The organism is Microbacterium shaanxiense (genome assembly GCF_054779995.1).
Genome location: NZ_BAAGXE010000004.1, coordinates 267,472 through 288,583, shown reverse-complemented (window position 1 = coordinate 288,583; position 21,112 = coordinate 267,472). Strand labels below are relative to the sequence as shown.

Below are 21,112 nucleotides of genomic sequence, written 5' to 3'. Positions count from 1 at the left end.
CCGGCGCGATCGAGGCTGCGACTGAGCATGGGTGCCGCCGTCGTGCTCGGGCTCGTCGTGCTGTCGGCCGCGGTCGGGCTCGGCATCATGCGAGGTCAGGCGCAGCCGGTGCAGAACGTGCCGCTCACGGAGACCTCCGAGGAGGTCGCCGTCGACGGCGAGCTGTACGTGCACGTGCTCGGGCAGGTCGCGCAGCCCGGCCTGTACATGCTCGAGCTCGATGCCCGCGTCGTCGACGCCCTCGCTGCGGCCGGAGGGACTCTCGACGGCGCCGACCTCCAGTCCGTCAATCTCGCCAGGCCGCTCAGCGACGGCGAGCAGCTGATCGTGCCCGTGGCGGGCGCGGCGGCGGAGCCGGGGGAGGCGACGGCACCCGTCGGTGACGGTCTGATCGACCTGAACAACGCCGATCAGGCGGCTCTGGAGACTCTTCCGCGCATCGGGCCGGCCTTGGCGCAGCGGATCATCGAATGGCGCGACACGAACGGTCGGTTCCAGTCGGTCGACGACCTTCTCGCGGTGCCCGGCATCGGCGAGAAGATGCTCGCCGGTCTCGCGGAACTGGTACGGGTGTGACGGCCGGTATCCGATCGCGCGACCTGCGGCTCGTGCCGATCGCGGCCGTCGTCTGGGCCGTGTCCCTGATCTGCGTGTTCCTGCCCGGCGCACCATGGTGGTGCGTGATCGGGTGCGCGCTGGCGGGTGCGGCGGCGTTCGGGATGCTGGTGCGCGCGCACATGCGCGGTGAGGTGCGAGCGCGGGGCGGGCTGCTCGCTGTGCTCGCGGTGGCCGCTGCGGCCGCGGCCATCACGGCGGCGCTCGCGATGCCGCAGCGTGAGATCGCCGGGGAACTGGATGGGCGGGTGGTCGACGTCTACGCCGAGATCTCGTCATCGTCCACGAGCGGGAGCGACGGCCGGGCGTGGTTCGACGCGCAGACGACGCATGCGGGCACACCGAACCATCCCGAACCGCTGACCGCAGCGATCCGCATCGGAGTGGAACGCGTGCCGGGGCTGGACCTCGGCGCCGTCATCCGCGTCAGGGGGCAGGTCATGATCACGGATCCGGGTGAGCGCGCGGCGCTGGTGATGTTCGGCACCGAGGTCGAGATCATCACCCCGGCGCAGGGCGTCTTCGCCGTCGCGGCTCAGGTGCGCGAGGACTTCGTCGCGCGTGCTGTCCGGCTGCCGGAGCCCGGCGCCGGGCTGCTGCCGGGACTCGCTGTCGGGGACACCAGAGCGGTGACGCAGGAGCTCGATGACGCCATGCTCGCGTCAGGGCTGAGCCACCTCACCGCGGTCTCCGGGGCGAACTGCGCGATCGTGGTCGGCGCGGTGTTCTGGCTCGTCGCGCTGTGCGGAGGCGGGCGCACGCTGCGGGTCGCCATCGCGTTGAGCGCTCTCGCCGCGTTCGTCGTGCTCGTGACGCCCGAGCCCAGCGTGATCAGAGCCGCGGTGATGGCGGCCACGGCGATGCTCGCCGTTCTCTGCGGTCGGCCGAGCGCAGGCGTCGGCGTGCTCTGCCTCGCTGCGACCGGCATCCTCATCGTCGATCCATGGCTCGCCGCGACCCCGGGGTTCGCCCTGTCGGCGGCGGCGACCGGGGCGTTGATCGTGCTCGCGCCACCGCTGGCGCGCGGTCTCACCAGATGGATGCCGCAGCCGCTCGCCCTGGCAATCGCGATCCCGCTCGCAGCGCAGCTGGTCTGCGGACCGATCATCGCGCTGTTCTCCGAGCAGCAGTCGATCGTCGCGATCATCGCGAACATGATCGCCGATCCCGCTGCGCCGCTGGCCACGGTGATCGGTCTGCTCGCGTGCCTGGCTGCGCCCATTCCGCTGCTGGCCGATCTGCTCGCGGCGTGCGCATGGCTGCCGGCTGCGTGGATCTCCACCACCGCGACGGTGACGGCAGGGCTGCCAGGAGCGCAGGTGGCGGTGATCCCCGGCATCCCGGCCGCGCTGCTGGTCGCGGTGCTGAGCGCCGCGACCGGCATGGTCCTCTGCACGGACGGGATCGCTGCGCGCCGTGGCGTGCGCGGGGTCTCGGTCGTGGTGCTCGTCGTCGCCGTGGCACTGGCCGGTGCTCGGATGCTGCTCACCGGTCCGCTCGTGGGCGCCGCGGTGCCGGAGGCATGGGCGATCGCGGCTTGCGATGTCGGGCAGGGCGATGCGCTGGTGGTCCGATCGGAGCGGCAGGTGGCGCTGATCGACACCGGGATGGAGGTGGAGCCGCTGTCGTCGTGTCTGAACGCACTCGGGATCGGCAGGATCGATCTGCTCGTGCTCACCCACTTCGACGCCGATCATGTCGGCGCCGCGTCTTCGGTCGTGGGCCGTGTCGGCACAGTGCTGCACGGCCCGGTGGGATCTCCGGAGGACGCGCTTCTGCTGAGCGAACTCGAGAGCGGTGGCGCGGCGCTCGTGGAGGCATCGACCGGGATGCGCGGCACTCTGGGCGCGTCATCGTGGCGGGTGCTGTGGCCGCGGAAGGATTCGGCGGCGTTCCCTGCGGGCAACGACGCCAGCGTCGTGCTCGAGTTCGACGGGGGAGAGGTGCCGCGCTCGCTCTTCCTCGGCGATCTCTCGGCCACCCCTCAACGGATGCTGCGCGAGCAGCTGCGCGGCGCGTACGCGGTGGTGAAGGTGGCTCACCACGGCAGCGCCGATCAGGACACCGGCCTGTACGAGCTTCTCCGGCCGACTGCGGCGATCTTCAGCGCCGGCGCGGACAACGACTACGGTCATCCGAGACCGGAGACGCTGGCGTTGCTGGATGCGGCAGGCGCCGTGCCGCTGCGCACCGATCTGCAGGGACGGATCCTGATCGGCCTGGACGCGGACGAACTCGTGCTGTGGACCGAGCGCACCGCCGATCCCGTCGATGCCGGTGAGCCCGCCGACGAGCCGGTCGATGTCGATGACCACCGGTAAGCTCGGATCATGGCCGCTCCCCGTTCCTCAGCCCGTGGCGGTGCGAAGGCGACCAAGATCCCGCAGGTGTCGTGGCGAGACCCGCGGCCTGCGCCGATCGTGCTGGTGTTCGGACCCGAAGAGGTCTGCGCCGAACGCGCGATCGCGGGTATCCGCGACTATCTGCGCGCTGAAGACCCTGCGCTCGAGATCAGCGACGTGCGCGCCGACGATTACGCGCCGGGCACGCTCCTGTCGCTCACCTCGCCCTCGCTGTTCGGCGAGCCGCGGCTCGTGCGCGTGTCCGGAGTGGAGAAGTGCTCGGACGCCTTCCTGCAGGAAGCCGTCTCGTACCTGGCGAACCCGCAGGAGGGCGCCACCGTGCTGCTGCGTCACACCGGCGCCAGCGTGCGCGGCAAGAAGCTGCTCGACGCGCTACGGGCCGGAACCGGCGGCGGCATCGAGATCCCTTGCCTCGCGGTCAAGCGCGACGGCGATCGCGTCGACTTCGCGGCGGGTGAGTTCGCTGCCGCGAAGAAGCGCATCGCACCGGCAGCGCTGCGCGCACTCGTCTCGGCTTTCGCCGATGACCTCACCGAGCTCGCGGCGGCCTGTCAGCAGCTGATCCGCGATGTCGACGGCGACATCGCGGAAGAGACCGTGACCAAGTACTACGGCGGGCGCGTCGAGGTCTCGGCGTTCGTCGTCGCCGACACGGCGATCTCGGGGCGATACGGTGAGGCTCTCATCGCGCTGCGGCACGCGCTCGACTCCGGAGCGGATCCGGTGCCGATGGTGGCGGCGTTCGCCATGAAGCTGCGGACCATGGCACGCGTGGCCGGCCAGCGCGAACCGAGTCGCAGCCTTGCCCAGCGGCTGGGCATGAAGGACTGGCAGGTCGATCGGGCCCGGCGCGACCTGAGCGGATGGAACGAGCGCTCCTTGGGCCTCGCGATCCAGGCCACCGCACGGGCGGACGCCGAGGTCAAGGGCGCGGCGCGCGATCCGATCTTCGCGCTGGAGCGCATGGTGACGGTCATCGCCACGCGCGCGCCGTTCGGGGAGTAGTTCCGAGCTTTTGCCGCTCCACACGGCGTCCTTCACGCGTTCGGCGTGCCTCCGCTGCACTTTTCGGCACCCGCGCCATCGATCGGTGTAGCGGACGTCACGAACTGCAGCGTGAACGCTCCGGACGACTGAGCAGAGAAACGAAAGAACCCGCCCCAGCGGGACGGGTTCTTTCAGACGTTCTCGGTTCAGAGAGCGGCGACCTGCTTGGCGATCGAGGACTTGCGGTTCGCAGCCTGGTTAGCGTGCAGCACGCCCTTGCTGACGGCCTTGTCGAGCTTCTTCGACGCGACCTTCAGCGATGCCTCGGCAGCAGCCTTGTCGCCCTTGGCGATGGCCTCGCGGGTACCGCGGACGAGGGTCTTGAGTTCGCTCTTGACGGCCTTGTTGCGCGCCGTAGCCTTCTCGTTGGTCTTGTTGCGCTTGATCTGCGACTTGATGTTTGCCACGCGTGGAAACTTTCGTTCAGGGATGGATGGGATGTGCCGTAAGCAGGAAGAGGGCTGCTGTTCGGCGGTCGTGAGGGAAGAACCCACACGCAAGCCAAGAACCAACTCTACCAGGTCTGACACGAATTCATCGCGCGCCGCTGTCGCGGAGTCCGATGCATGCGGCATGCTGAGCGCTATCGACCCGAAGGAGTCATCCATGGCGGATGCGACTGTCCGAACCTTCACCGTGCCGGCCGGGCTGCGCTGGTCCGCGGCTACTGCGGCCTTCCAGATCGAGGGCGCGCGCCGCGCCGACGGGCGCGGACGCTCGATCTGGGATGACTTCGTCGACACTGCCGGCCTGGTCAGAGACGGCTCGACCGCGGAGCCAGGGCCCGAGAGCTACCACCGCATCGCCGAGGACATCGCACTGCTGCAGGAACTCGGCGTCGACCGATATCGCTTCTCGATCTCGTGGGTGCGCGTGCAACCGGACGGTCGCGGTGCGGCGGAGCCCAGAGGGCTGGCTTACTACGATCGCGTGGTCGACAGTCTCCTCGAAGTGGGGATCGAGCCGTTCCCGACGCTGTACCACTGGGATCTGCCCTCATCGCTGGAGGCCGACGGCGGATGGCTCGCAAGAGACACCGCCCTGCGGTTCGCCGAGTACGCGGAGATCGTGGGAACCGCGCTGGGGGAACGCGTGAAGAACTGGTACACGATAAACGAACCCGTCTCGACCTCGCTGCAGGGTTACGCCATCGGCGAGCTCGCGCCGGGTCGTCAGCTGCTGTTCGATTCGCTTCCGACCGTGCACCATCAGTTGCTCGCGCACGGGCGGGCGGCGGGCGTCCTGCGCGACCACGGCGCCACATCCGTCGGCATCGTGAACAACCACACCTGGGTGCAGCCGGCGACCGAGTCCGAGGCCGATCAGGTCGCCGCCCATGTCTATGACCTGATCCACAATCGGCTCTTCGCAGACCCGGTGCTCACCGGCGCCTACCCCGACCTCGCCGCTCTCGGCGTCGAGATGCCGGTACAGGACGGTGACATGGAGCTCATCTCGGCAGCATCCGAGTTCTACGGCGTGAACTTCTACAACCCCACGACGATCGCCGCGGCGCCTGAAGGCGCACCGGTGCCGTTCGTGCAGGTTCCCACCCCCGGCGCTGCCCATACCGGGTTCGGCGAGCTGTGGGGGATCCAGCCGCAGGCGCTCACCGCGTTCCTCACGGATGCCCTGCGTCGTTACGGTGACCGTCTGCCTCCCGTCATCATCGGCGAGAACGGCGCCTCCTTCTCCGAGCTCGACGAGGTCCACGCGCCGCTCGTCGACCGTCAGCGGATCGACTACCTCGCCTCCCACATCAGCGCAGTGGCGGATGCTGTCGCGCAGGGCGTGCGCATCGACGAGTACACCGTGTGGAGCCTGCTCGACAACTTCGAATGGGCCGACGGCTTCACACAGCGGTTCGGTCTCGTGCATGTGGATCAACGGACGTCGAAGCGCACCCCCAAAGCGTCGTATGAGTGGTATCGCCGGCTGATCGCCGAGGCGAAGTCCGACCGAGCGCGAGCATGAAAGCGCTGACACCGCGCGACGGGCGCGTCGGCGGGGGATGGCTCACACTGTTCGCGGTCGCCTGGCTCGCCGTGTGGACCGTGCAGCTCACGCCTGTGCAGCTGCTGCTGCCGTTGCAGCTGGATACGCCGGGTGGTGAGAGGGACTGGATCACCGGCGTGATGTGGTCGGGGTTGATCCTGTCCGTCGGCGGTGTCGCGGGAGTGATCGCAGGTCCGCTCGCCGGCATGCTCTCGGACCGCACGAGTTCTCGCTGGGGGAGGCGCCGGCCCTGGGCCATCGGCGGCTCGGTGCTCACCGCGGGGTCGCTCCTGCTCACGGGAGCGGCCTCCGAACCCCTGGCCGTCGGCGCGGCCTGGATAGGCGTATCGGTCGGCATCGCCGTGGTGTCCGCGGCGCTGACCGCGATGATCGCCGACCAGGTGTTCGCACAGCGGGGCACAGCATCCGCATTCGTGAGCTCCGCGCAGGCGGTCGGAATCGTGGTCGGCGTCGGAGCCGTCGTGCTGCTCGGCCTGGGCATCGGCGCCAGCTACGTCGTCCTGGCGGTCTTCATCCTCGTCGTGGGGGTGGGAACCGCGGTGCTGCTGCCGGACCCGCCGGCCACCAGGGAGCGACCGCCCGCACATCGAAGTCGGCGCGATCGGATGGGTCTACTCCAGGACCGCGACTTCATGTGGGTGCTGGCGAGCCGGCTCACGGTCAACATCGGCAACGCGCTCGGCACGGCGTTGCTGCTGTTCTTCCTGCTCTACGGCGTGGGTTCGCCGGTGGCCACCGCGGAAGACGATCTGCTCGTGCTGGTCGTGATCTACACGGTCTTCGTGGTCGTGGCTTCGCTCGTCGCCGGCTCGCTCTCCGACCGGACCGGCCGCCGCAAACCGATCGTGATCATCGCCGCTCTCGTGCAGGCGCTGTCGGCCGTCATGATCCTCGTCTCGCCGACGTTCATCGGAACCGCGATCGCGGCAGGTGTCATGGGCGTCGGATACGGCGCGTACATGGCGGTGAGCCTGGCCCTCGCCACGGATCTGCTCCCGCGAGTGGAGGACCACGCACGCGACCTCGGCATCGTCAACGTCTCCGCGAGCCTCGGTCAGCTGCTGGGTCCGCTGCTCGGAGCCGGGCTCGTGGCACTCGTCGGCGGCTTCTGGCTGCTCTTCCTCGTAGCGGGCGTCCTGTCCGTCGTCGGCGCGATCATGACGGTCGCCGTGCACCCTGCTCGAGCGTCGCGACTGCCACATCCAGCAGCGCGTTGAAGACTCGGGGCCGCATGGCCGTCACGAGATGAGAGGTGCGAGGGACCACGATGAGCTCGGAGTGCGGGGTGAGCCGAGAGAACAGCCGCTCCTGAGAGCGCAGCTGGTCGAACTGTCCGTTGATCCACCACAGCGGCATGCGGAGCCGGTGCACGTCCGCCGCGAGATCGAGTGCAGCGAGGCTCGCGAGTGCGACGTCCTGCGCATCGAACGCGTAGCCACCGGCGGCGAAGTCGGCCCTGGTCTCATCGGGCAGCGTGGCCGCGAGCACCTGCGTCGTCAGCCACAGGCCCTTGTCCGGCAGGGCATTGAACCGACGTGCGAGGAACCGGTACGCGGCGAGACCCGCGCCGCGGGGGAGCGCCGTGCACGACGCTCCGATGAAGCCGGCGACAGGCGGCGGAGAGTCCTCGGCGCCGGCGTAGGCGATCGAGAGCAGCCCGCCCATGGAATGCCCCACGAGCAGCACAGGGCCACGGGTCGCGGCATCCCGCACCGCCGTGTCGATCGCGGTCATCGCCGCGTCGAGCACGAAGCCCTCGGCGATGCGTGTGCCGTGCCCCGGCAGGTCGACCGCGGTCGCTGCGACGCCACGGTCCGCGAGGTGCGAGAGCTGCGCGCGCCACATCGTGGCGGATGTGCGGATGCCGTGCACGAAGACGACCTGGATGCCCATGGATACAGCATAGAAAAGCGGGGCCGGTGGATGGACCACCGACCCCGCTCAGAGTGCTGCGAAGTGCTTACTTCTCCCAGCCCACGTTCTCCACCGGCGTGATGCCGAAGAGGTCCTGACCCACGTAGGGCTCGGGGGTGAGGTTGGCGAGACCCTTCTTGGCAACGGTGATGTTCGGGCCGTTGTAGAGCGGGATGACGCCCCAGGTCTCAGCGATGATCTCGGCCTCGAGCTTCATCGACGCAGCGGTCCATTCCTCGGCCGTCGTCTTCGACTCGACCTCGTCCTTGATCTTCTGGTCGATCTCCGGCGTTCCGGTGGCGGACAGGTTCAGGCCGCTGTCGGAGCAGTAGAGCTGGCAGAACCACGCCGGTCCGAACGGGTCGGAGTCGGTGAAGCGCAGGCCGACGACGTCCCAGTTCTTCGAGGTCAGATCCGCACCGAAGTCAGTCGACGGACGGATGTCGATCTGGAGGTCGATTCCGAGCTCCTTCTGCTGTGCCTGGAGCGACTTGGCGATGGCCTCCTGAGTGGGGTCGTCGCTGAAGACCGGGTAGGTGACCGTGAACTTCTCGCCGTCCTTCTCGCGGATGCCGTCTTCGCCTTCGACCCAACCGGCCTCGTCGAGCAGCTTCTTGGCCTCTTCGACGTCGTACTTGAGGCCGGCCTCGGCGAACGAGTCGCTGTAGCCTTCCTGGAACCCGTACATGTTGAGCGAGCCTGCGGGCTCCTCCTCATATCCGAGGCCGTTCCAGGCGATCTCCTTCTGCTGATCGATGTTGATGCCGAGGAAGAAGGCCTTGCGCACGTCGAGGTCGGCGAACTGCGGCTTGTCGGCGTCGACCATGATGATGGTCTTCGCGGTCTGCTGGGCGCGGTAGATTACCGAGTCCTCGACGTCCTCGACCTGAGACAGGCGGTCCTTGGAACCTGCGACGACCGTGTCGATCTCGCCGTTCTTGTAGGCGTTGAGCGATGCCGACGCCTCCATGGCCTGGAAGGTCACCTCGTCGAGCAGCGGCTCATTGCCCCACCACTCCGGGTTCGGCTTGAACGAGACGAAGCCTGCATTCGTGTCGAGCTTGTCGACCGTGTACGGGCCGGCACCCCACTCGGGGTGCAGCTCGCCGATGAACGCCTCGTTGAAGAGCTCGGGCGTGTTGATGGCCGGGTGCACGAGTCCGCCGGTGAGGAACGCCATCGACGGCCAGGCGTATTCTCCGTCGAAGGTGACGACAGCGGTCTTCGCCGTCTCGCCCTGCTCGACCGTCTTGATCTGCTTGTAGCCGTCCGTGGCGTTGGGCGCGTAGCCCTCTTCCGAAGAACGGTTGGCGATCCAGGTGTTCTCGACCGACTTCCAGTCCATGTCGGTGCCGTCGTTCCAGTGGGCCTCGTCCGTGAACGTGAACGTGACGGTCGTGTTGCCGTCGACGTCCTCGATCTTCCATTCGTCGAGGTACGCGTCGTTCTTGGAGAGCTCGCCCTCCGGGCTCACCAGCAGGATCTGCGGCATGTACCAGTACGCCACACGCATGGTGTCGGCGGTTCCGTCGCTGTGGAACTGGTTCAGCTGCTCGGGGATCTCGTTGATGGGGAAGCGGACTTCTCCACCCTGCTGCAGGTTCTCGCGAGGTTGCGGGTTGAAGTCCGCCGCCTGCGTCTCCACGGGCTCGTCGCCACCGTCGCCACTGTTGTCGCCGGTGCCGCTCGCGCAGCCCGCGAGGGCAAGTGCGAGGACGCCGCTGAACGCGATCGCCCCCATCAGCTTGTGCTGCTTCATGGTTCTCCTTCCGCCTTTCGGCGTGTCATACAGGGAAGAATAGTTCGGACGCTCACCGAATGCGTGTGGCCGCAGTGAATCGCGCCTAACTGTTATCGGACGGTGACCAGCTGTCATCGGCCGGAAATATGCTCAGACCGATGAGGTCTCGACCTGCATGGTCTCCGGGTTGAACGTGAGCCGCTCGCGTGTGCGCTCGATGTCGGGATCCGGCACCGGGATGGCAGACAGGAGGGCCTTCGTGTACGGATGCTGCGGGTTCTCGAAGATGTCGTCGACATCGCCGTGCTCGACGAAATCGCCGAGGTACATGACGGCGACGCGGTCGGCGATGTGGCGCACCACCGAGAGGTCGTGCGCCACGAACAGGTACGAGACGCCGAGCTTGGCCTTGAGCTCGTCGAGCAGGTTGATGACGCCGGCCTGGATCGAGACGTCGAGTGCCGACACGGGCTCGTCGAGGACGATGATCTTCGGGTTCGTCGACAGCGCACGGGCGATGCCGATGCGCTGACGCTGGCCGCCCGAGAACGCGCCGGGGAACCTGTCGATGTGGGCGGGGTTGAGTCCCACCAGATCCATGAGTTCCTTGACGCGACGGTGCACCTCATCCTTCGAGGTGCCGATGGCGCGCAATGGCTCGGCGATGACATCGGCCACCGTCATGCGCGGGTCGAGGGCGCCCATCGGGTCCTGGAACACGATCTGGATGTCGCGGCGGACCTTGCGTTCGATCGAGTGACTGGTGATGTCGTTGACGCTGGTGCCGTTGATGATGATGTCGCCGTCGTTCTGCTTGACGAGGTCCATGATCTGCAGCAGCGTCGTGGTCTTCCCGCTGCCGGACTCGCCGACGATCGCCATGGTCTCGGCTTCGCGGACGTCGAAGCTCACGCTCTTGACCGCGTGCACCTCGCCGACCTTGCGCTTGAAGAACGCACCCTTCATGAGGGGGAAGACCTTGTTCATGTTGCGGACGTCAAGCGTGATCGGACGCTGCTCGCGCGGCGTGCGGGTCAGGTCGCTCTCCGGGATCTCCGGCACGGGGTAGACGGGGAGACCGCCGATGAGCCCGTTCTCGTCGATCTCGTGCGCGCGGATGCACGCCGCCTGGTGGGGAGCGTCGGTCAGCGACGGCACATCGAGCAGCTCGGGCTCGCGCTGGCGGCATGCGTCGACCACGATCGGGCAGCGGTCGGCGAACGGGCACGCGTCAGGCAGGTTGATCAGCAGCGGCGGGTTGCCCTTGATCGGGGTCAGCGGCTCCTTCTCGGCCTTGTCCACGCGGGGGATCGCGCCGAGCAGTCCGATCGAGTACGGCATCCGCGTATTGTGGAACAGTTCGCGGACCGGCGCGTGCTCGATGGGCTTGCCCGCGTACATGACCATGACGTCGTCTGCCAGCCGGGCGACGACACCCATGTCGTGGGTGATCATGATCGTCGCAGCACCGGTCTCGGCCTGTGCCTTCTCGATGAGGTCGAGGATCTGCGCCTGGATCGTGACGTCGAGCGCAGTGGTGGGCTCGTCAGCGATGATCAGCTTCGGGTTGTTGGCCATCGCGATGGCGATCACCACGCGCTGGCGCATGCCGCCGGAGAACTCGTGCGGGAAGCCCTTCATGCGCTTCTCCGGCTGCGTGATGCCGACCACGCGCAGCAGTTCGATCGCGCGATCCCACGCTTCCTGCTTCGACATGCTGCGGTGCACGGTGAGCGCCTCGATCAGCTGGTCGCCGACGGTGAACACCGGCGTGAGCGACGTCAGCGGATCCTGGAAGATCATGGCGATGCCGTTGCCGCGGATGACGGACATCTGCTTGTCCGACTTGCCCAGCAGTTCCTGGCCGTCGTACACGATCGAACCCGTGACGCGGGCGTTCTCGTCGAGGAGTCCCATGATCGCGAGCGACGTGACCGACTTGCCTGAACCGGACTCGCCCACGATGCCGAGCGTCTTGCCCGCCTCGAGGTCGAAGGAGACGCCGCGGACGGCGTCGACGCGGCCGGCCTCGGAGGGGAAGCTGACCGTGAGATCACGGACGGAGAGAACAGTGCTCATGCGCGGCCTCCTGCTGCCGAAGTGGGATCGAGCGCGTCGCGCAGGCCGTCGGCGACGAGCGCCATCGAGACGGTCAGCAGCGTCAGGGCGGCGGCCGGGAAGTAGAACAACCACGGGGCGCTCGTGATGGTGTTCGCGCCGGAGCCGATCAGTGAACCGAGCGACACATCGGGGATCTTGACGCCGAAGCCGATGAACGACAGGCCGGTCTCGGCCATGACCGCGCCGACGATGCCGAGCGTGAAGTTGATCACGAGCAGCGAGCCGATGTTCGGGAGCAGATGGCGGATGACGATCGTCATGCCGCGCACGCCCATGTAACGGGCCGCGTGGATGTATTCGCGCTCGCGCAGGGAGAGCGCGGTCGTCCAGATGACGCGCGCCGGGAAGTACCAGCCCACGACGAAGATCATGATCAGCGCGATCACTCGCCAGTCGCCACCCGAGCGGTTCGACAGCAGCGAGAGGATGAGGAAGCTCGGGATCACCATCATGAAGTGGATGATCGTGAGGCTGATCTTCTCGGTCCAGCCGCCGAAGTACGCGGCGGCCGTGCCGACCAGGGCGCTGATGACGGTCGTTCCCACCGACACGGTCACGGCGATCATCAATGAGCGCTGCGTGCCGACGGCGACTTGCGCGAAGATGTCGTTCCCGGATGCCGTGGTGCCGAACCAGTGTTCGAGCGACGGAGGAGTACCGAGGTTGAGGAAGTCGAGTTCGATGTGATCGTACTTCGCGATGAGCGGACCGATGATCGCGAACAGGACGAGCAGCACGAAGATCACGATGCCGCCGACGGCGGGCTTGTTGCGCATGAAGCGCCGCGTGTACAGCGTCCATTTCGACATCGGCTTGCCGTCGGACTTCTCGGCGATCACGGGGTCTGCGGGTGCCTCGACGGTGGGGTCGATCATTTCGCTCATGGTCAGCTCACCCTCACTCGCGGGTCGAGAACGACGACCACGATGTCGGAGAGGATCGCTCCGAGCGCGGTCAGAAGGCCGGCGAATGCCGCGGTGGCGACGACGCCGTTGATGTCGCTCTTCGTGATGGTCTCGATGAAGTACTTGCCCATGCCGTTCCACGCGAAGATCGACTCGGTGAGGATCGCACCGGTGAACACAGCCGGGATGCTGAACGCCACCTGCGTCGCCACCGGGATGAGCGAGGTGCGCAGTGCGTGCTTGCGGATGGCCTGCTGCTTGGTGAGCCCCTTGGCCCTCGCGGTGCGCACATAGTCGGCGTTGATGTTGTCGAGCAGCAACGAGCGCTGCAGGAAGTGCGTTCCCGCGTAACCGACGATGATGAGCGCGATGGTCGGCAGCGTCACGTGCTGGAGCTTGTCCACCAGGACGGGGAAGAAGCCTTCCACCCCCTGGCTGGAGGCGCCCGTCACGTAGAAGACCCGCACGCCGAGCCAGTCGTTCAATGCGATCGCGAGAAGCACGATGCCGAGCGCCGCGACGATGACGTTGATGTTCATCGTGATGATCGACGTCGCCTGACCGATGCGGTCGGCGAGCTTGTACTGCCTAGACGCGGTGTACACGCCGAGCGCGATGCCGAGCACCGTCATGATGATCGTCGCACCGAGCACGAGCTCGGCGCTCACCCACATGCGGTAAGCGAGCTGCTCGTTCACCGAGCCGCCCGTCGGGCTCACGCCCCAGTCCCAGCGGAAGATCACCCCGCTGAACCAGTTCCACCACCGCTCCCAGATCGGGACGTTGGAGTCCAGATTGCGGGGGAGGAGAAGGTTGGAGATCTGCTCTTCGCTGAGCGGGGGCCTACGACCGACGAAGTTGTTCCGGGGGTTGAGGAAGCCCCAAGCCAGGAAGAACGTCAGATTGGTCGCGACCACGATCATCAACAACCAGCCGAGGGTACGGCGGAGGAGATACTTGATCAAGGTTTTGTCTTTCTCTTTTACAACGCGCTCGGGATCGTCCGATGCGACGTCGAATCGGGAGGATCGCCCGTGGCACTCAGTCCCACAGATCTGAACCAAGGCAACCTCGGGAGACTATCACCCGTCAAGTCGAATCGGGGATTAGGGCCCCCTGAACGTAGAATCGTCGGAACATGTCCCCACGCGCTCTCACTCCGCTCTCGCCTGCCGCGACGCCGCCTTCGCAGATCCGCAATTTCTGCATCATCGCCCACATCGATCACGGCAAGTCGACCCTCGCCGACCGCATGCTCCAGATCACCGGCGTCGTCTCCGACCGCGACATGCGGGCGCAGTATCTCGACCGCATGGACATCGAGCGCGAGCGCGGGATCACCATCAAGAGCCAGGCGGTGCGGATGCCGTGGCAGGACGACTCCCAGACGTTCGCGCTGAACATGATCGACACCCCTGGACACGTCGACTTCACCTACGAGGTGTCGCGGTCGCTGGCCGCATGCGAGGGTGCGATCCTGCTCGTGGACGCGGCGCAGGGGATCGAGGCGCAGACGCTCGCGAACCTCTATCTCGCGCTCGAGAACGATCTGCACATCATCCCGGTCCTGAACAAGATCGATCTGCCTGCCGCGGACCCGGACAAGTTCGCCAAGGAGCTCGCGGATCTCATCGGCGGGCGCCCCGAGGACGTGCTGCGCGTGTCGGGCAAGACCGGTGTGGGCGTGGAAGAGCTGCTCGACCGCATCGTGCGCGACATCCCTGCGCCCAAGGGCGACGCGGATGCTCCGGCCCGCGCCATGATCTTCGACTCCGTCTACGACGCCTACCGCGGCGTCGTCACCTACGTGCGGATGATCGACGGCAGTCTGTCCCCGCGTGAGCGCATCCAGATGATGTCGACGCACGCGAACCACGAGCTCCTCGAGATCGGCGTCTCCAGCCCTGAGCCGATCCCCTCCGACGGACTGGGTGTCGGCGAGGTGGGCTACCTCATCACCGGCGTGAAGGATGTGCGGCAGTCGAAGGTCGGCGACACCGTCACGACCAGTCGCGGCGGAGCGACCCAAGCGCTTCCGGGCTACACCGACCCCAAGCCGATGGTGTACTCCGGTCTGTACCCAATCGACGGAAGCGACTACTCGGAGCTCCGCGAGGCGCTCGACAAGCTGAAGCTGTCCGATGCCTCCCTCGTGTACGAGCCCGAGACGTCGGTGGCCCTCGGCTTCGGCTTCCGCTGCGGGTTCCTGGGCCTGCTGCACCTCGAGATCATCACCGAGCGGCTCGCGCGCGAGTTCGACCTCGACCTCATCACCACCGCTCCGAGCGTGATCTACGAGGTGACCACCGATACGGGCGAGAAGGTGACGGTGACCAACCCGAGCGAGTACCCCGACGGCAGGGTCGCGTCGGTCGCCGAGCCCATGGTGAAGGCGGCGATCCTCCTTCCGAAGGACTACGTCGGCACCGTGATGGAACTGTGCCAGACGCGCCGCGGTTCGCTGCTGGGCATGGAGTACTTCTCCGAGGAGCGGGTGGAGCTGAGATACAACATCCCCCTCGGCGAGATCGTGTTCGACTTCTTCGATCAGCTGAAGTCGAAGACCCAGGGCTACGCGAGCCTCGACTACGAACCCTCCGGCCAACAGGCCGCCGACCTCGTGAAGGTCGACGTGCTGCTGCAGGGCGACAAGGTCGACGCGTTCAGCGCGATCGTGCACCGTGACAAGGCGTACGCCTACGGCACTCTCATGGCGGAGCGGCTGCGCAAGCTGATCCCTCGCCAGAACTTCGAAGTACCGATCCAGGCGGCGATCGGTGCGCGGATCATCGCCCGCGAGACGATCAGGGCCCTGCGCAAGGACGTGCTCGCCAAGTGCTACGGCGGTGACATCAGCCGTAAGCGCAAACTGCTCGAGAAGCAGAAGGAGGGCAAGAAGCGCATGAAGATGGTCGGCCGCGTCGAGGTCCCCCAGGAGGCGTTCATCGCCGCGCTGAGCGGTGACGTCGACGGCAAGGACAAGAAGTAGCATTGCACCTCCCGCGGCGCGGGAGGTGTCCGTTCAGGTAACCCGAAGTAGGCTGGAACTCATGCGGCGCGGGACTTTCCGAGACGACACGGTGGACTATGCCGCCGTCGGGGCCACTCATGCCCCTGACCTGATGCAGTACCCGCCGGAGCGCAGCGTGCCGGCCGAGGACTCCTGGCGCATCGGCAGCGGCGAGGAACGATTCCGCTCCGCCGGTGAGGCGCTGCTGTCGTGGACGGCGCAGCGGGCGGCCGGGCTCGGCATCGAAGACGTGCGCCCCGCTGCCGGTCCGGCATACTCCGGGGTCAGCTTCGATGCGGAGGGCAATCCGATCGCGCCGAGCACGCGCGAGATCGAGCAGCGCTTCGACGCGGAGGGCGTGCCGTTCGTAGGACCGGGCATGACTCTGCGCCTGCATGGGCGGGTCGCCGGAATGCGTGCCGATGCTGAACTCCGCGTCATCTCGGTGACCGAGGAACCGCGGCGGATCGGATTCGTGCTCGGCACGGTCGGCGGGTCTGTCGTCAGTGGTGAAGAGCTCTTCGAGATCGAGTGGCGCGAGGGCACCGACGAGGTCTGGTTCACGGTCCGCGCGTTCGACGCACCCAACGCCTTGATCTATCGGATGCTGCGTACGCTCGTGAAGCGTCGTCGCAAAGAGCTCTTCGCGCGCTACCTCCGCGCGATCTCTCCGCTGTACGCGACGCCGCTGTGATGGCGCGACTCTGATGGCCGGGCCCTTGCCGCTCGGCGACCCCGCGCCGTCCGACGGCCGGCTTCCCGCCGACCTGCCGATCGATGCGGAGGTGCCATTCTCGGCATACCTGCACATCCCGTTCTGCCGCGTGCGCTGCGGATACTGCGATTTCAACACGTACACGTCCGGTGAGCTGCGCGGTGCGCGGCAGGAGGACTACGCCGACACGCTCTCCGCAGAGATCGCGCTCGCCCGACGGGTGCTCTCCGATGCGGGCGCACTGCGCCCGATGGACACGGTGTTCTTCGGCGGCGGAACGCCGACGCTGCTTCCGGCCGGAGACCTGGCGCGGATGCTGGAGCGCGCGGTCGACGCGTTCGGGATGGCCGACGGCGCCGAGGTGACGGTGGAGGCCAATCCCGATACGGTCACGCCCGCGGTCGCGCGAACGCTCGCGGATGCAGGGGTGACCAGGCTGTCGGTCGGCATGCAGTCCGCCGTTCCGCACGTGCTGGCCGCGCTCGACCGGACCCACCGGCCCGAGAACGTGCGCACGGCGGTCGACGCCGCGAAGGACGCGGGACTCGCCGTCAGCGTGGATCTGATCTACGGCGCGCCCGGGGAGTCCCTCGCCGACTGGGAGGCATCGCTGGATGACGCGCTCGCTCTGGATTCCGACCACATCTCCGCCTACGCACTGATCATCGAGGACGGCACGAAGCTCGCGCGCCAGATCCGTCGCGGCGAGGTGCCGATGCCGGACGACGACCTGCAGGCCGACATGTACGAGCTCGCCGACGCGCGTCTCGCGGCTGCGGGATACGACTGGTACGAACTGAGCAACTGGGCACGCAGCGACGAGCAGCGCTCGCGGCACAACCTGGCGTACTGGCGGGGGAGCGACTGGTGGGGTTTCGGTCCCGGCGCGCACAGTCACGTCGCGGGGCTCCGCTGGTGGAACGTGAAGCATCCTGCCGCGTACGCGCAGCGGATCGCGGCATCCGAATCGCCGGCGGCCGGAACAGAGCGTCCCGATGCGCAGGCGCACCTGCTGGAGCGGGTGCTGCTGGAGAGCAGGCTCGCGGAAGGTCTCGCGATCGCCGATGTTCCCGAGCACAATCGTGACGGCGTCGCAGGTCTCATCGCCGACGGACTGATCGACGGCGTCGCTGCGCTGCGCGGACGTGTGCGTCTCACACTGCGAGGACGGATGCTCGCGGATGCCGTGGTGCGCGCGCTGACCGACTGACGCGTGCTGCGGGTCTCCCGCCGGCTCTCAGCGCGCGCGGGGTAGAATTGGCACTCCGAGTATTCGAGTGCCAGATGGGAGGGTGCGACATGGTCACTGAACGCGGTCTTCAGGTTCTCAGAGCCATCGTGCAGGACTACGTCGAGTCGCACGAGCCCGTCGGCAGCAAGTCGATCGTCGACCGGCATTCCTTCGGCGTCTCGGCGGCGACGATCCGCAACGACATGGCGCAGCTCGAGGACGAAGAGCTGATCACCGCGCCGCACACGTCCTCGGGGCGCGTGCCGACCGACAAGGGATACCGCGTCTTCGTCAACCACTTGGCGCAGCTGCGACCGCTCTCGTCGGCGCAGCGCAGCGCCATCGAGTCGTTCCTCACCGATCCGACCGACCTCGACGACCTGATGGCGCGCACCGTCAGGGTTCTGACGCAGCTCACCGGTCAGGTCGCGCTCGCGCAGTACCCTTCGTTCGCGCGGGCGCACCTGACGCACATCGAGCTCGTCGCGCTCGCACCCAACCGACTGCTCGTGGTGCTGGTCACGGATGCCGGCGGCGTCTCGCAGCGCATCGCGGGTCTGCCCATCGATCTCGATGACGAGGATGTCGCTGTGCTGCGCGCCCGTCTGTCGGCGCTGCTCACCGGTCAGTCGGTGCGTGAGGCGTCCGATCGGGTGCAGCTGCTCGTCGAGGGGCAGAGCGACAACCGCACGGACGCGGCGGTGCGGGTGCTCGGGGGCATCATCGGCGAGGAGCTCGACGAGTTCCGGCAGGAGCGCCTGGTCATGGCGGGAGCGGCGACACTCGCGCGCCGCGAGCAGGATTTCCGCGGCAGCATCCATCCGCTGCTGGCAGCCATCGAAGAGCAGGTGACGCTGCTGCGTCTGATGAGCGAGATGGTCACCGACGAGCACGGACTCGCGGCGAGCATCGGCACGGAGAACGAGCCGTTCGGGCTCCCCGAGGCCTCGATCGTGGCGAGCAACTACCTGACGCCAGGCGGCACGGCGCGGGTCGGTGTGATGGGCCCGACGCGCATGGACTATCCGAGCAATCTCGCGGCGGCGCGGGCTGTGGCCCGTTATCTGTCGCGAATGCTCGATGAGGACGAAGCGAGCCGCTGACGCGGACCGCTCGACAGTTTGCACATGCAGGAAGGTGATTGTGGCGGACCACTATGAGGTTCTCGGGGTGTCGCGTGACGCGACGACGGACGAGATCAAGAAGGCGTACCGGAAGCTCGCTCGACAGCTGCACCCGGATGTGAATCCAGGCGAGGACGCGGCCGAGCGCTTCAAGAGCGTGACCCACGCCTACGACGTGCTCAGCGATGACGAATCGCGTCGTCGCTACGACATGGGCGGTGGCGACGGCGCCGGTGGCGGTGACTTCGGCGGTTTCGGAGGCTTCGGCGACATCTTCGAGACGTTCTTCGGAGCAGCCCAGGGCGGCGGCCGGGGCGGCCGGCCGCGGTCTCGTCGCGAACGCGGCCAGGACGCCCTGGTTCGCGTCACGCTCGACCTCGGCGACGTCGTGTTCGGGGCGCACCGCGACATCGAGGTCGACACGGCGGTGCTGTGCGAGACCTGTCAGGGCTCATGCACGCAGCCGGGCACCTCGCCCGTGACCTGCGACATCTGCGGCGGAACGGGGCACGTGCAGCGCCAGGTGCGCAGTCTGCTCGGCAACGTCGTGACGTCGCAGCCGTGTGGCAGCTGCGAGGGCTACGGCACCACGATCCCGCACCCGTGCGGCACGTGCGCCGGCCAGGGCCGCGTGCGCTCGCGTCGCACCGTCTCGCTCGACATCCCCTCGGGCGTCGAGACCGGTCTGCGCCTGCAGCTGCCGGGCTCTGGCGAGGTCGGCAGGGCGGGCGGCCCGAACGGCGATCTCTACGTCGAGGTCACCGTCTCGCCGCACGCCGCCTTCAGCCGTGACGGCGACGATCTGCTCGCGACGCTCGAAGTGTCGATGACCGACGCGATCCTCGGCACGGAGACGGCGATCGACGGCCTCGACGGCAAGGTGGATCTCGAGATCCGTCCGGGCGTCCAGTCCGGCGACGTGCTCACGATCAAGGGCCGCGGCATCACGCCGCTGCGCGGCACCCAGCGCGGCGACCTTCGAGTAGGCGTGCAGGTCGTGACACCGACCAAGCTCGACTCGTCGCAGCGCGCGCTGATCGAGGACTTCGCGAAGAAGCAGAAGGCGCCCGGTCCGCAGCTCGCACAGTTCCAACAGGGGCTGTTCTCGAAGCTGCGCGACAGATTCCGTCACTGATCGGAGGACCCTATGGCGTTGCACTTCCTGGTGGAGAGCTCGGGCTCGGCATCGATCGGCGACATCGTGTCCTTGACGGGCACCGAGGCCAAGCATGCGGCGGTCGTGCGGCGACTGCGCGTCGGTGAGACCGTGACGATCGGCGACGGTGCAGGTACGTGGCTGGACGGTGCGGTCACGGACGTGTCAGCGTCACGTGTCGACGTGAGGATCACCGGCCGAGTGCAGGCCGAGGCCCCGTCGACTCGACTCGTGCTCGTGCAGGCCCTCGCGAAGGGCGATCGTGATGAACTCGCGGTGCAGGCGGCGTGCGAGTTGGGCGTCGACGAGGTCGTGCCGTGGCAGGCAGCGCGGAGCATCTCGCGCTGGGAGGGCCCGAAAGCCGCCAAGGGACGCGACCGGTGGAGCGCGATCGTGCGGGAGGCATCCAAGCAGGCGCACCGCGCATGGGTGCCGGAGGTGTCAGCCCCTCTCACGACGGCGCAGCTCGTCGCGCAGACCGTGGGGCAGCGGATGCTGGTGCTCGATCCGACCGCCGACTCGCGGCTGTCGTCGGTCAGGCCGGACCACCGCGACATCGTGCTCATCGTCGGGCCGGAGGGCGGGATCGCCCCGGAGGAGCTCGCGACGTTCGAGGCCGCCGGTGCCGAACGGGTCCGCCTCGGCGACACGGTGCTGCGCACGTCGACGGCGGGCCCCGCGGCGATCGCCGTGCTGTCCGCGACACTCGGTCGCTGGTAAGCCCCCAGCCGAGCCTTCAGAAGCTCGCCGCCCGAGGGGCACCGCCCCGTAGACTGGGAACATGACGGAACCCTCGATCTTCACCCGCATCCTCAACGGTGACGTTCCCGGTGAGATCATCGCGTCCACGGGGAAGCTGTTCGCCATTCGCGACATCGCACCGCAGGCACCCGTTCACCTGCTCGTGATCCCGAAGACCGAGCAGTACCGCGATGTCACCGAGCTTGCCGCAGGCGATCCGGAGTTGCTCGCCGAGCTGATCTCGTTCGCCGGTCAGCTCGCCTCTGACCACGCCGACGGCGACTTCCGTCTGGTCTTCAACACCGGCGCCAACGCCGGGCAGACCGTGTTCCATGTCCACGCGCACATACTCGCGGGCGGACTGACCGAGAAGAGCCTCGTTGCCTGACCCCAACTCTGCCCAGACCGTCGAG

18 protein-coding genes are annotated in these 21,112 nt (G+C 67.6%); 12 read left to right on the top strand and 6 right to left on the bottom strand.

The features are described 5' to 3' along the window. The first annotated feature begins 27 nt into the window (after positions 1-27). From ACYVG2_RS14850 to holA, 3 genes are read left to right on the top strand one after another with little or no spacing between them, the layout of a single operon-like run. Positions 28-576, top strand: coding sequence for a ComEA family DNA-binding protein (locus ACYVG2_RS14850; RefSeq protein WP_460781950.1), 549 nt, complete (start codon positions 28-30; stop codon positions 574-576). After that, positions 573-2,936: a ComEC/Rec2 family competence protein gene (locus tag ACYVG2_RS14845; protein WP_460781699.1), complete on the top strand. Its 2,364-nt coding sequence runs from the start codon at positions 573-575 to the stop codon at positions 2,934-2,936. The genes ACYVG2_RS14850 and ACYVG2_RS14845 overlap by 4 nt, the downstream gene beginning before the upstream one ends. A 9-nt stretch (positions 2,937-2,945) precedes the next feature. Then, entirely contained in the window at positions 2,946-3,983 is a 1,038-nt protein-coding gene (gene holA, locus ACYVG2_RS14840; protein ID WP_448965810.1) for a DNA polymerase III subunit delta, read from the top strand. A gap of 188 nt (positions 3,984-4,171) precedes the next feature. Here holA and rpsT read toward each other — a convergent pair whose 3' ends face one another. Further along, on the bottom strand, positions 4,172-4,432 hold the full coding sequence (gene rpsT, locus ACYVG2_RS14835; RefSeq protein ID WP_448965809.1) for a 30S ribosomal protein S20: 261 nt from the start codon (positions 4,430-4,432) through the stop codon (positions 4,172-4,174). A 199-nt stretch (positions 4,433-4,631) separates the two neighbouring features. On the opposite strand from rpsT, the gene ACYVG2_RS14830 reads away from it, so the two are divergent. Both ACYVG2_RS14830 and ACYVG2_RS14825 read left to right on the top strand, forming a co-directional pair. After that, positions 4,632-5,999 carry a GH1 family beta-glucosidase gene (locus ACYVG2_RS14830; RefSeq protein WP_460781698.1) on the top strand — a complete coding sequence of 456 codons (1,368 nt, stop codon included), beginning with the start codon at positions 4,632-4,634 and terminating at the stop codon, positions 5,997-5,999. Further along, positions 5,996-7,258 carry an MFS transporter gene (locus ACYVG2_RS14825; RefSeq protein WP_460781697.1) on the top strand — a complete coding sequence of 421 codons (1,263 nt, stop codon included), beginning with the start codon at positions 5,996-5,998 and terminating at the stop codon, positions 7,256-7,258. Before ACYVG2_RS14830 ends, ACYVG2_RS14825 begins: the two co-directional genes overlap by 4 nt. On the opposite strand, the gene ACYVG2_RS14820 is transcribed toward ACYVG2_RS14825, so the two are convergent. From ACYVG2_RS14820 to ACYVG2_RS14800, 5 genes are all read right to left on the bottom strand, one after another. Next, complete coding sequence (locus ACYVG2_RS14820; RefSeq protein ID WP_460781696.1) at positions 7,197-7,934, bottom strand: alpha/beta fold hydrolase; 738 nt, start codon at positions 7,932-7,934, stop codon at positions 7,197-7,199. The genes ACYVG2_RS14825 and ACYVG2_RS14820 overlap by 62 nt on opposite strands. Before the next feature lie 67 nt (positions 7,935-8,001). Next, positions 8,002-9,714 carry an ABC transporter family substrate-binding protein gene (locus ACYVG2_RS14815; protein WP_460781695.1) on the bottom strand — a complete coding sequence of 571 codons (1,713 nt, stop codon included), beginning with the start codon at positions 9,712-9,714 and terminating at the stop codon, positions 8,002-8,004. 132 nt (positions 9,715-9,846) lie between these two features. Continuing rightward, entirely contained in the window at positions 9,847-11,775 is a 1,929-nt protein-coding gene (locus tag ACYVG2_RS14810) for an ABC transporter ATP-binding protein (RefSeq protein WP_460781694.1), read from the bottom strand. Continuing rightward, positions 11,772-12,701 (bottom strand): ABC transporter permease, encoded by a 930-nt coding sequence (locus ACYVG2_RS14805; protein ID WP_448965803.1) that lies wholly within the window; start codon positions 12,699-12,701, stop codon positions 11,772-11,774. Before ACYVG2_RS14805 ends, ACYVG2_RS14810 begins: the two co-directional genes overlap by 4 nt. Positions 12,702-12,703: 2 nt before the next feature. Beyond that, the gene (locus ACYVG2_RS14800) at positions 12,704-13,687 is read right to left on the bottom strand and encodes an ABC transporter permease (RefSeq protein WP_460781693.1); all 984 of its coding nucleotides are present in this window, start codon (positions 13,685-13,687) and stop codon (positions 12,704-12,706) included. A gap of 173 nt (positions 13,688-13,860) precedes the next feature. On the opposite strand from ACYVG2_RS14800, the gene lepA reads away from it, so the two are divergent. The 7 genes from lepA to ACYVG2_RS14765 all read left to right on the top strand — a co-directional run bounded on the left by lepA (position 13,861) and on the right by ACYVG2_RS14765 (position 21,087). Then, positions 13,861-15,711: a translation elongation factor 4 gene (gene lepA / locus ACYVG2_RS14795; protein WP_460781692.1), complete on the top strand. Its 1,851-nt coding sequence runs from the start codon at positions 13,861-13,863 to the stop codon at positions 15,709-15,711. 61 nt (positions 15,712-15,772) lie between these two features. Continuing rightward, entirely contained in the window at positions 15,773-16,426 is a 654-nt protein-coding gene (locus ACYVG2_RS14790; protein ID WP_448965800.1) for a DUF1990 family protein, read from the top strand. Positions 16,427-16,439: 13 nt separating this feature from the next. Beyond that, the gene (gene hemW, locus ACYVG2_RS14785) at positions 16,440-17,657 is read left to right on the top strand and encodes a radical SAM family heme chaperone HemW (protein ID WP_460781691.1); all 1,218 of its coding nucleotides are present in this window, start codon (positions 16,440-16,442) and stop codon (positions 17,655-17,657) included. 89 nt (positions 17,658-17,746) lie between these two features. Then, complete coding sequence (gene hrcA, locus ACYVG2_RS14780; RefSeq protein ID WP_460781690.1) at positions 17,747-18,781, top strand: heat-inducible transcriptional repressor HrcA; 1,035 nt, start codon at positions 17,747-17,749, stop codon at positions 18,779-18,781. Positions 18,782-18,821: 40 nt separating this feature from the next. Then, positions 18,822-19,937: a molecular chaperone DnaJ gene (dnaJ, locus tag ACYVG2_RS14775; protein WP_448965797.1), complete on the top strand. Its 1,116-nt coding sequence runs from the start codon at positions 18,822-18,824 to the stop codon at positions 19,935-19,937. A 12-nt stretch (positions 19,938-19,949) separates the two neighbouring features. Beyond that, a complete protein-coding gene (locus ACYVG2_RS14770; protein WP_460781689.1) occupies positions 19,950-20,678 on the top strand; it encodes a 16S rRNA (uracil(1498)-N(3))-methyltransferase in 729 nt (242 codons plus the stop codon). A 61-nt stretch (positions 20,679-20,739) separates the two neighbouring features. Beyond that, positions 20,740-21,087: an HIT domain-containing protein gene (locus tag ACYVG2_RS14765; protein ID WP_460781688.1), complete on the top strand. Its 348-nt coding sequence runs from the start codon at positions 20,740-20,742 to the stop codon at positions 21,085-21,087. The last annotated feature ends 25 nt before the right edge of the window (positions 21,088-21,112 follow it).

Bases quoted from the DNA above. Each gene is read 5' to 3' on its own strand.
- ACYVG2_RS14850 (WP_460781950.1), top strand. From the start codon at position 28: ATGGGTGCCGCCGTCGTGCTCGGGCTCGTCGTGCTGTCGGCCGCGGTC.
- holA (WP_448965810.1), top strand. From the start codon at position 2,946: ATGGCCGCTCCCCGTTCCTCAGCCCGTGGCGGTGCGAAGGCGACCAAG.
- ACYVG2_RS14830 (WP_460781698.1), top strand. From the start codon at position 4,632: ATGGCGGATGCGACTGTCCGAACCTTCACCGTGCCGGCCGGGCTGCGC.
- ACYVG2_RS14825 (WP_460781697.1), top strand. From the start codon at position 5,996: ATGAAAGCGCTGACACCGCGCGACGGGCGCGTCGGCGGGGGATGGCTC.
- ACYVG2_RS14820 (WP_460781696.1), bottom strand. From the start codon at position 7,934: ATGGGCATCCAGGTCGTCTTCGTGCACGGCATCCGCACATCCGCCACG.
- ACYVG2_RS14815 (WP_460781695.1), bottom strand. From the start codon at position 9,714: ATGAAGCAGCACAAGCTGATGGGGGCGATCGCGTTCAGCGGCGTCCTC.
- ACYVG2_RS14810 (WP_460781694.1), bottom strand. From the start codon at position 11,775: ATGAGCACTGTTCTCTCCGTCCGTGATCTCACGGTCAGCTTCCCCTCC.
- ACYVG2_RS14805 (WP_448965803.1), bottom strand. From the start codon at position 12,701: ATGAGCGAAATGATCGACCCCACCGTCGAGGCACCCGCAGACCCCGTG.
- lepA (WP_460781692.1), top strand. From the start codon at position 13,861: ATGTCCCCACGCGCTCTCACTCCGCTCTCGCCTGCCGCGACGCCGCCT.
- ACYVG2_RS14790 (WP_448965800.1), top strand. From the start codon at position 15,773: ATGCGGCGCGGGACTTTCCGAGACGACACGGTGGACTATGCCGCCGTC.
- hemW (WP_460781691.1), top strand. From the start codon at position 16,440: ATGGCCGGGCCCTTGCCGCTCGGCGACCCCGCGCCGTCCGACGGCCGG.
- hrcA (WP_460781690.1), top strand. From the start codon at position 17,747: ATGGTCACTGAACGCGGTCTTCAGGTTCTCAGAGCCATCGTGCAGGAC.
- ACYVG2_RS14770 (WP_460781689.1), top strand. From the start codon at position 19,950: ATGGCGTTGCACTTCCTGGTGGAGAGCTCGGGCTCGGCATCGATCGGC.
- ACYVG2_RS14765 (WP_460781688.1), top strand. From the start codon at position 20,740: ATGACGGAACCCTCGATCTTCACCCGCATCCTCAACGGTGACGTTCCC.